Source organism: Alcanivorax sp., from assembly GCF_002733835.1.
Taxonomy (GTDB): Bacteria; Pseudomonadota; Gammaproteobacteria; order Pseudomonadales; family Alcanivoracaceae; genus Alcanivorax.
Map to the genome: position 1 here is coordinate 1 of NZ_NVWY01000049.1, position 13,128 is coordinate 13,128.

Here is a 13,128-nt window from a genome sequence, read left to right on the forward strand (position 1 = left end):
CAGGTACAGCCGCTGGTGGAAAAATTCTTTGCCGATCTGCCCGCCGGGCAGACCCCGCCACGGCCCAAACAGACGGTGAATCCGCCGGCCGGTGAGCGCCGTCTGGCGCTGAATCTGCCGGTAAAAGTGCCTTCCCTGTACATGATGTACAACGTGCCGTCGTTGGTCACGCTGGAAGACAAAACCGATTTCTACGCCCTGACCATGCTGGCTGGCGTGCTCGATGGCGGCATGAGTGCGCGCATCGAAACGGATCTGGTGCGCGGCCAACGGCTGGTGGCCGGCGCCGGTGCCAGTTACAGCGGGATTCAGCGAGGCGATGGCACCTTCACGCTCACCGCCGCCCCCAACCCGAACGTGACTCTGGAGCAAGTGGAAAAAGCGTTGCTGGCGCAGATCGAACGGCTGCAAACCACGCTGCCCACCGACGCGGAAATGGCGCGGGTGCGGGCCGGGGTGCTGGCGGGCCAGGTGTATGAGAAGGACTCGGTGATGGGGCAGGCCATGGAGCTGGGGATGCTCAGCACCCTGGGCCTGGATATCGATTTGTCTGCCCGCTTTGCCGAGAACCTGGAAGCGGTCACCGCCGAAGACGTGCAGCGCGTGGCACAGCAATGGCTGGTGCCGGAACGCCTGACCGTGGGCACGGTGAAACCGAAAGCGCCCACCTCTGATCAACCGCAAGCGGAGCCGCAACCATGAAGATGAACGCTTTCCGACTGGCCTGCCTGCTCGTGCTGGGCGCGCTACTGAGTGCCTGTGCCGGGCCTTTTTCCGGCGCTTTCCCCACTACCGAAGCGCAGGTGGCAGAAACCGACCCGCAAGCGCCGGCGCTGGATATCCAGTCCTGGCAAACAGGGGAAGGGGCGAAAGTCCTGTTTGTGGCCAGCGATGCGTTGCCTATGCTGGATATTCGTCTGGTCAGTGATGCCGGCTCCGCCCGTGATGGTGCGCACCCGGGCCTGGCCTCACTCACCAGCGCCTTGCTGGGCGAAGGCGCTGATGGCATGAGCGTGGACGATATTGCCCGTGGTTTCGAAGATCAGGGCGCCAGCTTTTCGTCCTCCAGCTACCGGGACATGGGGGTGATCAGCCTGCGCACCCTGTCCGAGGCGCAGTACCGTGAACCGGTACTGGCGCTGTTCAATCAGGTGATCGGCAGCCCCACGTTTGAGCAGGATACGCTGGCGCGGATTCGTACCCAGATGATGCAGGGGCTGCGCATGGAAACCCAGGTGCCCGGCCCGCAGGTGAACAAGGCCTTCCAGGCCACGGTGTTTGCTGGCCATCCCTATGGGCAGCCCAGCGATGGCACCCTGGAAAGTCTGCCGGCCATTGCCCGTGACCAGCTGCAGGCTTTCTACCGCACCTACTACGCGGCGGGTAACACCGTGATTGCCATGGTGGGTGATCTGGACCGCGCGCAGGCGGAGAAAATTGCCGGGGACATCAGCGCAGCCCTGCCGCAAGGGCAGGCGGCGCCGCCGCTGGAGCGGGCCGCGCCGCTCGCCGAGCGTCAACGCCGGCACATTACCTTTCCCTCCGCCCAGACCCATATCCTGCTCGGCAATCAGGCCACCTGGCGGGGTAACCCGGACCATGTGGCCTTGTATGTGGGCAACCAGGTGCTCGGCGGTGGCGGCTTTGCCTCCATTCTCACCGACGAAGTGCGGCAGAAGCGTGGTTACGTTTACGGTATCAGCAGCCATTTCGGCCCCATGGCCGCCGGTGGTCCGTTTCAGGTGCGTTTGCAGACGGCCAATGATAATGCCGACGACGCCCTGACCCTGACCCTGGATCTGATCGACCAGTTTGTGCAGGACGGCCCCACCGCTGAACAGCTGGAAGAAACCCGCACCAGCATTCTTGGCAGCTTTGCCCTGGGCACGGCGGACAACAGCGACATCATTGGCCAGCTTGGCGCTATTGGCTTCTACGACCTGCCGCTGGATTATCTGCAGTGGTTTAACCAGCAGGTGCGCACGGTCACAGCGGAAGACATTCGTGCCGCGTTCCAGCGCAATCTGACCCCGGACAATCTGGCCATCGTCAGCATCGGTCCCAAGGCACCGCAGATTCGTGCGGCCGATAGAGAGGCAGAAAATACCGCCGCCGAGGAGCCCGCTGATCGTGCCCCGTAAGCGTTCAGGTAAACGCCCCGGCGCCAGTACTGGCCCGGCGCAGAAAGGTCAGGTACGGATTATCGGTGGCGAACGGCGTGGTCATCGGCTGCACTTTGTGGACTACGGCGGTGATTTGCGTCCGTCGTCGGATCGTATGCGCGAAACCCTGTTCAACTGGCTGCAGTTCGAGCTGCCGGGGCTTCGGGTGCTGGACCTGTTTGCCGGCTCCGGCGCGCTGGGGGCGGAAGCCCTGAGCCGGGGAGCCCGGGATGCGGTGTTGGTCGAAAAGCAGCGCGAACGCTGCGCGGATTTGAGCCGGCAGTTAGCCCCATTGTTTGAGGGACGCATCACCGTGCATTGCGCCGATGCGTTGAGTTGGTTACCTGCGCAACGGGAACCGTTTGATCTGGTCTTTATTGATCCGCCTTACGATCTGGGTTTGGTGACGCCGGCCTGTGAGGCGCTGGAAGCCCACGGGCTGCTGGCGGACGGGGCGATTATCTATGTGGAAAGCCGCCGCCAGGGTGAAGTGCCTGCAGTCCCGGCGCACTGGGTGTTGTCAAAAGAAAAAAGCGGCGGCGATATTCATGCGCGGCTATACCGGCGGCAAACTGGCCCGGGTTGATAGGCGCTATGGCGGGAGTGTCGTGACGGCACAGTAAACCGGCGCCCGGGCACAGGCTGTGTCCTATTACGCCGTGCCTGGGCGGTGCGTGCTGGCAAAATGGCACAACCTGCACTTTCGTGCCAGTTGCGGTTGGCAAATACTGTGCCCATGAGCAATGAGGACACCGCCATGAATGCCAATGCAGCCACTGCTATAACCACCGGGCAACGCGATCAAGCGGCCAAGCGTCAGCCGCAGAAAAAAATCAATAAAAGTGACATTCAGCCCCGCAAGATGGATTTTCAATTTGATCCGGCCATGCCCCGTTACTGGTTCGACAATGACCAGTTCAAGACCATGCTCTTGACGGCGTTGTCCTGCACTTTTCCTGAAGGTGAACGCTTCTTCGTCCGTTCCGTGCGCCATTTTCAGAAAAACCTCACCGATCCCTTGCTGCGCGAGCAGGTGAAAGGCTTTATCGGCCAGGAAGCCCATCACGGCAACGAACACGATGCCTTCAATGCGTTTATGGAATCCAAGGGCGTGCCCACCGGCAAGGTGGATGCCTATGTGAAGGATGGCCTGAAATTCATGGCCAAGTGGTTGTCGCCGGAGCGGCAGCTGGCCAAGACCTGCGCGCTGGAGCATTTCACCGCCATGCTGGCGGAAATGATTCTGGAACATCCGGAATTTATCGAAGGCATGGACGAGCGCATGGTGCCGCTGTGGTTGTGGCATGCGGTGGAAGAAAGCGAACACAAATCCGTGGCCTTTGATGTGTACCGCGATCAGGTGGACAGCTATTGGGTGCGGACGTCGGAAATGGCGTTTACCACGGTGGAATTCATCGGATTTACCATTCTGCATTACAACCAGTTGCGCGCTGAAATGGATGATCCCACTGACTGGAAATCCGTGCGCCAGGGGCTCAACTGGCTGGTGGGCAACCCCGGTTGGCTGCGCAAGCTGGGCAAATCCTATCTGGCGTATTACAAGCGCGACTTCCACCCTTCCAAGCGGGACAGCGTTCATCTGCGCCAGCGGGGGCTGGAAAAACTGTCGCGGTTGATGAAACGCCCGGGATTGCTGTCCTGATCTTCGCCTGACTGGCCGGGGATTCTGCCCCCGGCCCGTTGCCGTCCTTTACTTTCCCTAATGGCGCTGCGGGCTTTCCCTTGCCCTGGTCTTTGTCGCCCGCGACAGGCAATGATCGGCCGCGCTCCGCCCACTCGTTGCGAGAATATTCACGATACGGGTGTTACGGTGGGGCAAGACCTGTGGAGGTGTCTATGCGTTGGTTATCTGCATTGAAAGAAAAGCTGTTTCCCGCTCCGCAACTGCAGCATGATGAAGCGCCCGCCCATGAACCGCGCGAGTATCATCCCGCCCATGAAGGGGAAACCCCGGAAGACCTGCATCGCGGCAGGCACCGGTTGAAAGAAACCTACACCAGCCATTGGGACCTGGATTATATGCCCCGTGAGGAGCTGGAAGAGGTGTTGTCCGGTGAGGCTGACAAGCCTGCCAGCGGTGATGGCAAAAAGAACGCGGAATAACGGCCCGACTGTTTATGCGGGCCGGGCCACCTGCATTTCGCTAAAGCGCTTGGACACCCGCACCACGATATCGCTCTGGAATGCTTTCTCGTAATGCACATCCAGCACATAGGCCTTGGCGCGCAAGCGAATGGCCAGCCGGTAGCCCACTTCAATTTCTTCAATGGCAAAGGTGACCGGTTTTTTCAGGTAGGCGTAACGGCTGGTGACGATGATTTCCTCCACGATGGCCTGGGCCTGTTCGATATCGGCATCCAGGGCTATGTGGAAGTCTGTAACGACCATCATGTCCAGTTCGCCGGCATTGCCGGAGGCCACCACGTCGGTGATAAAGCGTGAATTGGGGATGGTGACCAGATTGTCGTCCAGGGTTTGCAGGCGCACGGTGCGCAGGCCGATGGAGACAATCTCCCCGTACACATTATCGAAGCTCACCCGGTCGCCCACCCGGAACGGACGGTCGAACAACAGGAGCAGGCCGGCCACCAGAGACGCGGCAATGTCTTTCAGGGCAAAACCCAATGCCACCGCGATGGAGCCACCGGCGGCGAGCATGAATTCCTTGGGGGGTTGCAGCACCCCGATCACCAGCGCGATGGCGCCGACGGTGTAAAGAACAAAGCCGATCAGGGTGGTGATCTGCAGAATCAGGAAACGCCGGGTAGGCATTTTCTCGGTGATTTTCTGGCTGGCCTTGCTGATACCCCAGTTCAGTGCCCACAGCACCAGGCCGCCGATAAACAGCAGCATCAACGCATAGACGTTGAACAGTTCTACCACCACCGTGAGGTCGTTGACGATATTTCCATCATTCATTGAGCAGGTTCTTCCGTGTCAGGTAGCTGATCACCTGCTGGTACCACAGGGGCACCAGCCGGTAGCGGCCGTCATCGCTCTTGTGCAAAAAGCCCGCATCAAAACCGCCCTTCAGGGCATAACGCACCACGTTTTCCGACAGGTGTGTCACGGCGCTGATTTCGTGGCTGGTCAGGTTTTCGTGGGTGGCAATGGCGGCATAAACAAACAGGGAGTTGTCGCCCATGCCATCGAGAATGCTGGCCGAGGGGGCGTTGGGCAAGCCAACAGTGACCTGCCGGCCTTTCACTTTCACCGAGGTCAAAAACAACCGTAGCGCGACCATGGGGTTGCCCCGGCTGGCATCCCAAAGCAGGCTGAAATAACGCTGCTCCGCATTGCGCAGGTTGCCGGCTTCCGGTCCCCGGGAAGAGAGCAAGACTTCGTCGTAACGTAGCTGGAAGCCACTCAGGTGGTTGCGGCTGAGAATCAGCGAACGGATATCGGTCTGTCCCCAGCGTTTTACCCGGATCACATTACGGAACTGGTATTCGCGGCCGAATACGTTGCACAGGTAAGCCCAGCTCTGGTTATTGATCAGCAACAGCCAGAACACGTTGTCCACCCGTGCGTTGACCAGATTCAGCACGGTGCGCCAGCCTTCCAGCCCGCCCAACTGCGCCAGGAAGAAATTCTGCGCTTCATCCAGTACCACCAGCGTGGGTTGGCGGTGTTCGTCTTCCTTGACCAGCGCGGCAGGCCCGTCGTTGACCAGATCCGTACCCAGGGCATCGCCAATCAACTGGTGGAGGGCTTCCGGTGTGCAGGTTTTCGCAGGCACTTTCAGGTGCAGGGTTTGCAGAGCCTGGCAGCTTTTTTCGAGCACCTTGCCGAGCTTGCCCAGTGACACGCTTTTGCCACAGCCTTTTTCGCCGGCGACGACCAGCGCGTTTTCATCGGTTTTGCCTTCATGCCAGCGCTGGATACTTTTTTCCATGGCCGCCACCAGCCCGGTATCGATAAAAGGGGTTTTGCTCGCATCGTCCGGCAGGGCGGAGGCAAACCAGCGCTCGTAGGAGGGGGCTTCCGTTTGCCCACCGTTATCGGTCTCGTCTTCATCGGTGGCCACCGTGGCGCGGAAACGAAACCAGCGGGCCTTGAGCCGCATGTACCAGTCGAAGTCAGCCAGCACCCGGTCCACAAAGCCCACCAGGAAGCTGATCAGGGCAACCGGCAGCAGCAACGGCGCGAACAGCCAGAACAGGGCGGGTTCGAGCAGGCGGGCAATCAGCGGGTCTATCCGTGAGGGCATCAGTGTCTGCAGACACACCAGATAGTCCTGGTGTCGCAAGGCCAGTAGCCGCCCCAGCCCCCAGTAAATGGCCACCAGCAGTACCCCGAGAAACAGGTAGTACATCAGCGACGGTCCCAGGCTTTCCCAAACCACAATGACTGGCACCCAGGGGACAATCATCCAGCGCGCCAGATTGCGGGCATGGCGTGTGACCTGTTGGGTCTGTCCGCCGCCCAGGTAGGCGTTGGCACTCTGGGCGACACGCATGACCAGCCATTCGCCAATCAGGCAGAGCAGGCCATAGATGACATACAGCTGCGCCAGCGGCAGCAGCCACAGCAGAATCTTGCTGGAGGGGGTGTCCAGCAGCGGATCCAGGCGGCCCAGTACCAGCCAGATCAGAATCCACGGCAGAATCGGCGCCAGCCCGCTGATCAGGCGGCTGGCATTGAGCAGCCAGCGGCGCTCGCCACTGAGTTGCACCACCCGGTCATGCAGAGAGAGTGCCCAGCGGCGGGTGCGCTGCGCTAGATGAATCAGTAGCCAGAAACCCACCACCCCGAGAATCAGCGCCAGAATATTTTGCACCACCGGCATGAAGCCGCCATTGCGGATAGGGCCATTCAGGTCGTAGCGCATCAACGACACAATATCGAGCACGCGCAGGCCGATGCGCTGGCTTTCATGCTGCAACAGCACCGGGGCCTGGGCGAGGCCGCCCAGGTTGTTGATCTGGTCCAGCAGTGGGCGGTTCTGCCACAGTTCGGAGCGCAGTGTGCGTACGTCTTTCTGAATGTCCAGCCGGGTCTTGAGCAGGCTGCGCCAGGCGGTGGAGCTGGCTCCGCTAGGGGGGCGCAATGAGGGTAGCTGTAACCACAGCTCATCCAGCGTTTGCAGTGCGTCTGCAGGGGCGTTCTGTAGTTTGCCCAGCACCGCCCACACTTGTTGGATGTGCTGTTGTAGTACCTGGCTCGCCTGGCGAATGGAAGGGTCCGTCTCCGGGGGGGCGGACAGCGCCTGCAGTTTTGCATGGTGCGTTGCCAGATTCAGGAAGGCCTGGCGCTGGGGGAAATTGAGACCGAAAAACGCTTGTCGCAAGGCGTAGAGCGATTGCTCCAGGGTGTTGATCTGTTGAGTCAGGGTGTCGATATCGTTCTGCAGGGCCGGGCATTTGCTGTCGACCACGGACAGCGGCTGCGGGTCGATCAGGGGCAGTAGCGGCCGCTGGTTCAGGGGGCGCCCGAGCAAGGTGTTGATCTGGTGCGGGGTGGGAATGTCGCCATCGAAAATGGATTGCAGGGTGTAGCGATCCGTACGCAGTTGCTGACGCTGCTGTTTCAGCTGGGCGAGCGTCAGTTCGGCGGCATCACAGGCGGCATTTTCAGCAGCCTGAAGCGGGGAAATAACCAACAGGGCCAACAGCCCGAAAACCAGCCAGACGCGGGGCGATACCATTCGCTATTCCTCTGCTCCATGTAGGCCTGCGGTCAGGCTTTTGTGGTCATGCGTTGTGGCCATTGTAGGAAGGTGATGCCTGCGTTGTATAGCGATTGCCGGAATTGATCGCCGGCATGGGCAAGAACCGCAGGCCGGGGCTCGTTGGGGAGTGCTATAGTCAAAGCCATGAATCTGGACTGCCCGGCATTGGCCGGGTTGGCAGAAGGAGAGCGACATGCAAGAGATGACCGTACGTGCCTTGATGGCAAAGCACCCCATGGCAATCAAGACCGGCACCGAGCTCACCGAAGTGGTGGATGCCCTGCTGCAGCACAAGTTCACCGGGTTACCGGTGGTGGACAGCCAGAACAAGGTGGTGGGGTTTGTCTCCGAACAGGACTGCCTGCGCAAGCTGCTGATTTCCAGTTATCACTGTGAAGGGGCGCTGGTGGTGGAAGATTTCATGCACGATCAACCGCTGACGGTGAAAGAAGACGATTCTGCGGTGAACGTGGCGGAGCTGATGGTCACGGAAAAACCCAAAATCTACCCGGTGGTGGATGCCCAGGGCATCCTGACCGGCCTGCTGACCCGCGAGCAGGTGCTGCGCGCGCTGAAAGACAGCCGGCGCGGCTGCGACTGAGCGTCTCGTCTGCCGGTTTCCCAGGGGGCACCGCGCGGGATAACCCCTGCGTACAATTTCCGGGTGTGAGCTGCCGCTAAGCTGTGTGGCAGCTCAAAACAACAACTCGGGAGAGCTGTCCATGCGTGATCTCAATACCTTTCTGGCGGACTACGGCGATAGCCACCGCAATCCAGTGAATCAATGGGTGCACATCCTTTGTGTGCCGGCCATTTTCGTGTCCACCCTGGGGCTGTTCTGGCTGATCCCATTGGGGCACTGGCTGGGGCTGGAGGGCAGCCTGGCGTACTGGGTTAATGGCGGCACCCTGCTGGCCGCTGTCTGCATGCCTTTCTATTTACGCATGTCCCCAGGCATGACCGTGCTGATGGCGGCCTGGCTGGCGCTGTCGATTGCCGCGGTGGTGGCTGTGGATCGCAGCGCCCTGTCGCTGGGCTGGAGTGCGGCGGTGCTGTGGCTGTTGGCCTGGGCGGTACAAGTGTGGGGCCACAAGGTAGAGGGCAAGAAGCCGTCGTTTGTGGATGATCTGGTGTTTCTGCTGGTCGGTCCCATGTTCGTCAGCATCGAGCTGGCCCACAAGCTGGGGCTGCGCCGCTCCGGTGTGGTGAATTGATTCTGCGCTGATGAGCGTTGCCTGCCCGGCCCCGGGCGGGCACTATTTCCGGCATGTCTGTATCTTCGCCGGTTTCCCATCCCCGTTTGCTGACCCCGCTGTTTTTGTGGCAGGGGGGCTGGCTGATGGCGCTTTCCTCGCTGCATAACCAGCCCCATCAGCATGTGGCGGCGTCGTTACTGGTCGGGCTGGACAAGGATATCCGGGTGACCTGCGAGGGCCGTGAGGAAAACGCCCGGGCCGTGCTGGTGGCGCCGGAGTGCCAGCAAAGCCTGCACAGCGATGGCCCGGTGGCGATCCTGCATCTCGACCCGGACGAGCCGGCCTGGCGATCCCTGGCCCTGCAGCAGCCGCTGCCGGCGTCGCGTCAGCAGTGGCTCAGCGATACCTTGCGGTCCCTGTGTCGAATGGACATCGCCGCTGCTCAAGTCGCCACTTTCCTGGCGCAACTGCGTCAATTAGCGTCACCGCCGCCGCTGGATGCCCGCATTGCCGCCAGCTGTGCCTGGCTGCGCGAGGCGCCGGAGCCGGCCCCCACCATGGCAACGGTGGCGCAGCAGGCCGGGCTGTCCGAATCCCGCTTTCGTCATCTTTTTCGTGAACAAACCGGCGTGACGTTCAAGCGTTATCTTCTGCACCTCAAGTGCCAGCGGGCCCTGTCCCTGTGGCACAGCGGTATGAATTTCACCGAGCTGGCGGTGCTCGCCGGCTTTTACGATCAGCCCCACCTCAACCGGACACTTCGTGCCATGTTCGACGCCCTGCCGTCGGGGTATGCTCGGGGTCAAACCGTGCAGGTAGTGTCCCTGTCGATACCTGCTGAAAACCGCACAACCCCTGTGGAGTGACCATGGATTATCAGGACATCAAGACCGATCTGAGCGAGCAGATTCTAACCATCACCCTCAATCGCCCGGACCGGCTCAATGCGTTTACCTTGCGCATGAAAGACGAGCTGGTGCATGCGCTGGCAGAGGCGGACCGCAACGATGACATCCGTGCGGTGATTGTCACCGGCGCGGGCAAGGTTTTCTGTGCCGGCATGGAAATGCAGCCGGAAGATGGCGGCCACCTGTTCGGTTATGACGACGCAGAAGGGATGAACCCGCCGCTGGAGACTATCCGCGATTCCGGCGGCGAGTTGTCATTGGCCATCTACAATTGCCGCAAGCCGGTGATCGGCGCTATCAACGGTGCGGCGGTGGGCGTGGGTATTACCATGACACTGCCCATGGATATTCGCCTGGTCGCGGCCAACAGCAAGATCGGGTTTGTCTTTACCCAGCGGGGGATTACCCCGGAGGCTTGTTCCTCCTGGTTCCTGCCGCGGGTGGTGGGTATCCAGAAAGCGTTGGAGTGGGTGATCAGTGGCGATATCTTCATGGCCGAAGAAGGCGAGAAGGCCGGCCTTTTTCACAGCGTGCATGACAAGGGCGAGGTGCTGGATGTGGCCCGCTGCATTGCCCGCAAACTGATTGCAAAAAGCTCCCCGGTGGCCGTGGCGTTGGCCAAGCAGATGTTGTGGCGCAACCCGAATTTCTCCCACCCGGCGGAAGCCCATGTGGTGGAATCGAAAATGATTTACTGGTCCAACGAATTCTGGGACGGCAAGGATGGTTTCACCGCGTTCCTGGAAAAACGCGAGCCGCGTTTTGAGACGTCACTGGCGGATATACCCAAACAATTTGATTTCTGGAGCGAACCCCCGATTAAATAGAGGCAACGATTTTTTCAGGCCGCCGTTTGGCGGCCTTTTTGCGTGTGTGTCGCCTTGGCGACAATTCAATCTGAGGCAGGGATTTATGAAACGGGAAACAATTGCCATTCATGGTGGTTTTGCCGGCGATCCGCAGACCCATGCGGTGGCCGTGCCCATGTACCAGACTACCAGCTACTACTTTGATGATACCCAGCATGGAGCGGATCTTTTTGATCTCAAAGTGCCGGGTAATATCTACAGTCGCATAATGAATCCGACCAACGCGGTGCTTGAAGAGCGCGTTGCGCAACTGGAGGGCGGCATCGGTGCGTTGGCCATGGCGTCAGGTATGGCGGCCATCACCGCAACCATTCAGACGCTGGCCAAAGCGGGGGACAATATTGTTTCCACCAGTCAGCTTTATGGCGGTACCTATAACTTGTTCGCGCATACCTTGCCGAATCAGGGCATTGAGGTGCGCATGGCCGATGGCCGCAATCCCCAGGCGATTGCGGATGCCATTGATGAAAAAACCAGGATGGTGTTTTGCGAATCCATCGGTAACCCGGCGGGCAACGTGGTGGATATGGCTGCGTTAGCCAAGGTGGCCCATGACGCAGGCGTGCCGCTGGTGGTGGATAATACGGTGGCGACGCCAGCATTGTGCCGGCCTTTTGAACACGGCGCTGATATTGTGGTGCACTCATTGACGAAATACATGGGCGGCCACGGCACCACCATTGCTGGCGCCATCGTGGATTCCGGCAAATTCCCCTGGAAAGATAACCCGCGTTTCCCGCAGTTCAATGAACCGGATCCCAGCTATCACGGTGTGGTGTACGTAGAGGCCATGGGTGAGGCCGCGTTCATTGGTCGTGCCCGGGTTGTGCCCTTGCGCAATATGGGTGCCGCGTTGTCACCGATGAATGCGTTCCTGATTATGCAGGGCATTGAAACCCTGAGCCTGCGCATGGAACGCCATTGCGAGAATGCCATGAAAGTGGCTGCGTACCTGCGCGACCATGCCAAGGTGAGCTGGGTGAATTTTGCCGGCCTGGAAACCGACAAGGATTATGCATTGGCGCAGCAATACATGGATGGCGGGGTGCCCTCGTCCATTCTCAGTTTTGGTGTAGAAGGTGGCCGCGAGGCGGGAGCGCGTTTTATCGATGCGCTGGCGTTGATCAAACGATTGGTCAACATTGGTGATGCCAAGTCTCTGGCGTGCCATCCGGCGACTACCACACACCGGCAGTTGAATGATGAAGAGCTGAAAAAGGCGGGTGTCAGCGCAGACCTGGTGCGTCTGTCCATTGGTATCGAGCATGTGGACGATATCCTGGCAGATATCGAACAGGCGCTGTTGGCCGTTTAAATTTGTGCACGAAACTGGGCCGGCGTCATGCCGGTCCAGCGTTTGAAGGCTTTGGCAAAGGCGCTTTCATCGGAAAAGCCCAGTTTGTCGGCAATATCAAAGAGTTTTGACCCTTCCTTCAGTGACTGTTCAGCCATGCCCTGCAGCAGTGAATCGCGCAGCAGCTTGAAGCTGGTGCCTTCTTCGCTGAGTTTGCGGATCAGGTGGCGGCCGCTCATGGCCATCTGCTCGGCCACTTTTTCCTTGCCCCAGCGGGGATGCTGACGTAACAGGTCGCGGACGCTGGCACTTAACGACTGGCTGCCCAGTTGCTCCAGCAGCTGGTCGGCCAGGGTGCGCAAGTGCTGGCAAAGCGCCGGGTTGGCGTAGATGAGTGGCAGCGACAGGGCGGCGGCTGAAATGCGCAAGCTATTGTGGGCAGCTTCGAATTCAACGGGGACACCCAGCAGTTGTTGATAGCGATCCGGGTCGGCCAGAGCCGGATGGGAGAAACTGATGCCGCTGGCTTGAAGTTGCTCGCCGGTGGACCAGCGTGTCAGTTGCAACAGGGAGGCCAGCGCGGCTTCCACCCGTTCTGCCAGCCGAGTGGTGTATTGGGGCAGGTAGCGGATTTCGCACACATCACCTGCCACGGCATATTCGAAGGTTCCACCTTCGCCAACAATGGGGTAGTAGTCCATCAGCGAATCCAGCGCTTCGGCCACGGTGTCGCAGCTCATCAGCACCATGCCCACGGTATCCAGATGCCCGACCTGAATGGCCAGCCCGAACTGGATGCCGATGAGTGGGTCGTCGGCCTGTTGGCAGAAGGTTTCCCAGATTTCTCCCTGTAATTCCAGGCTCACCCGCTCTTGCTCGGCAAAGGCGTTTTTCAGTGACGCAGGCAGCGCGAAGCCCAGCTGTTCTGCAGCCTGGCTGATTGCCTGGGTAAAGCGCACCGTAACGGTGGGAGTATGCGTCATGGGTGTGAGTGAGGTCCCGAATTA

13 protein-coding genes are annotated in these 13,128 nt (G+C 60.0%); 10 read left to right on the forward strand and 3 right to left on the reverse strand.

What is annotated here, in order from left to right; genetic code table 11:
* The 5 genes from COA55_RS15745 to COA55_RS15765 form a co-directional block, all read left to right on the forward strand.
* Nucleotides 1-702: insulinase family protein (locus COA55_RS15745; RefSeq protein ID WP_290502917.1), on the forward strand; the 702-nt coding region annotated here is incomplete at its 5' end.
* Nucleotides 699-2,141 carry a pitrilysin family protein gene (locus tag COA55_RS15750; protein WP_290502918.1) on the forward strand — a complete coding sequence of 481 codons (1,443 nt, stop codon included), beginning with the start codon at nt 699-701 and terminating at the stop codon, nt 2,139-2,141. The genes COA55_RS15745 and COA55_RS15750, both read left to right, overlap by 4 nt.
* Nucleotides 2,131-2,748 carry a 16S rRNA (guanine(966)-N(2))-methyltransferase RsmD gene (gene rsmD / locus COA55_RS15755; protein WP_063519339.1) on the forward strand — a complete coding sequence of 206 codons (618 nt, stop codon included), beginning with the start codon at nt 2,131-2,133 and terminating at the stop codon, nt 2,746-2,748. Before COA55_RS15750 ends, rsmD begins: the two co-directional genes overlap by 11 nt.
* Before the next feature lie 171 nt (nt 2,749-2,919).
* Nucleotides 2,920-3,825, forward strand: coding sequence for a metal-dependent hydrolase (locus tag COA55_RS15760; RefSeq protein ID WP_290502920.1), 906 nt, complete (start codon nt 2,920-2,922; stop codon nt 3,823-3,825).
* A 194-nt stretch (nt 3,826-4,019) separates the two neighbouring features.
* Nucleotides 4,020-4,286, forward strand: a complete 267-nt coding sequence (locus tag COA55_RS15765; RefSeq protein WP_290502921.1) for a hypothetical protein — start codon at nt 4,020-4,022, stop codon at nt 4,284-4,286.
* 12 nt (nt 4,287-4,298) lie between these two features.
* Here COA55_RS15765 and COA55_RS15770 read toward each other — a convergent pair whose 3' ends face one another.
* Together COA55_RS15770 and COA55_RS15775 are read right to left on the reverse strand one after the other, a co-directional pair.
* On the reverse strand, nt 4,299-5,102 hold the full coding sequence (locus COA55_RS15770; RefSeq protein ID WP_290502922.1) for a mechanosensitive ion channel domain-containing protein: 804 nt from the start codon (nt 5,100-5,102) through the stop codon (nt 4,299-4,301).
* On the reverse strand, nt 5,095-7,830 hold the full coding sequence (locus COA55_RS15775) for an AAA family ATPase (RefSeq protein ID WP_290502923.1): 2,736 nt from the start codon (nt 7,828-7,830) through the stop codon (nt 5,095-5,097). The genes COA55_RS15770 and COA55_RS15775 overlap by 8 nt, the downstream gene beginning before the upstream one ends.
* A 217-nt stretch (nt 7,831-8,047) precedes the next feature.
* Between COA55_RS15775 and COA55_RS15780 the strand changes: the two genes are divergently transcribed.
* From COA55_RS15780 to COA55_RS15800, 5 genes are all read left to right on the forward strand, one after another.
* Nucleotides 8,048-8,455, forward strand: coding sequence for a CBS domain-containing protein (locus COA55_RS15780; protein WP_007149946.1), 408 nt, complete (start codon nt 8,048-8,050; stop codon nt 8,453-8,455).
* A 121-nt stretch (nt 8,456-8,576) separates the two neighbouring features.
* Nucleotides 8,577-9,068: an Mpo1-like protein gene (locus COA55_RS15785; protein ID WP_063519970.1), complete on the forward strand. Its 492-nt coding sequence runs from the start codon at nt 8,577-8,579 to the stop codon at nt 9,066-9,068.
* 53 nt (nt 9,069-9,121) lie between these two features.
* Entirely contained in the window at nt 9,122-9,916 is a 795-nt protein-coding gene (locus tag COA55_RS15790) for an AraC family transcriptional regulator (RefSeq protein ID WP_063538255.1), read from the forward strand.
* A gap of 2 nt (nt 9,917-9,918) precedes the next feature.
* Nucleotides 9,919-10,785, forward strand: coding sequence for a crotonase/enoyl-CoA hydratase family protein (locus tag COA55_RS15795; RefSeq protein ID WP_290502924.1), 867 nt, complete (start codon nt 9,919-9,921; stop codon nt 10,783-10,785).
* Between the two features lie 85 nt (nt 10,786-10,870).
* On the forward strand, nt 10,871-12,142 hold the full coding sequence (locus tag COA55_RS15800) for an aminotransferase class I/II-fold pyridoxal phosphate-dependent enzyme (protein ID WP_063538722.1): 1,272 nt from the start codon (nt 10,871-10,873) through the stop codon (nt 12,140-12,142).
* Here the strand turns inward: COA55_RS15800 and COA55_RS15805 are convergent.
* Nucleotides 12,139-13,104, reverse strand: coding sequence for an AraC family transcriptional regulator (locus COA55_RS15805; RefSeq protein ID WP_063520947.1), 966 nt, complete (start codon nt 13,102-13,104; stop codon nt 12,139-12,141). The genes COA55_RS15800 and COA55_RS15805 overlap by 4 nt on opposite strands.
* Nucleotides 13,105-13,128 lie beyond the last annotated feature (24 nt).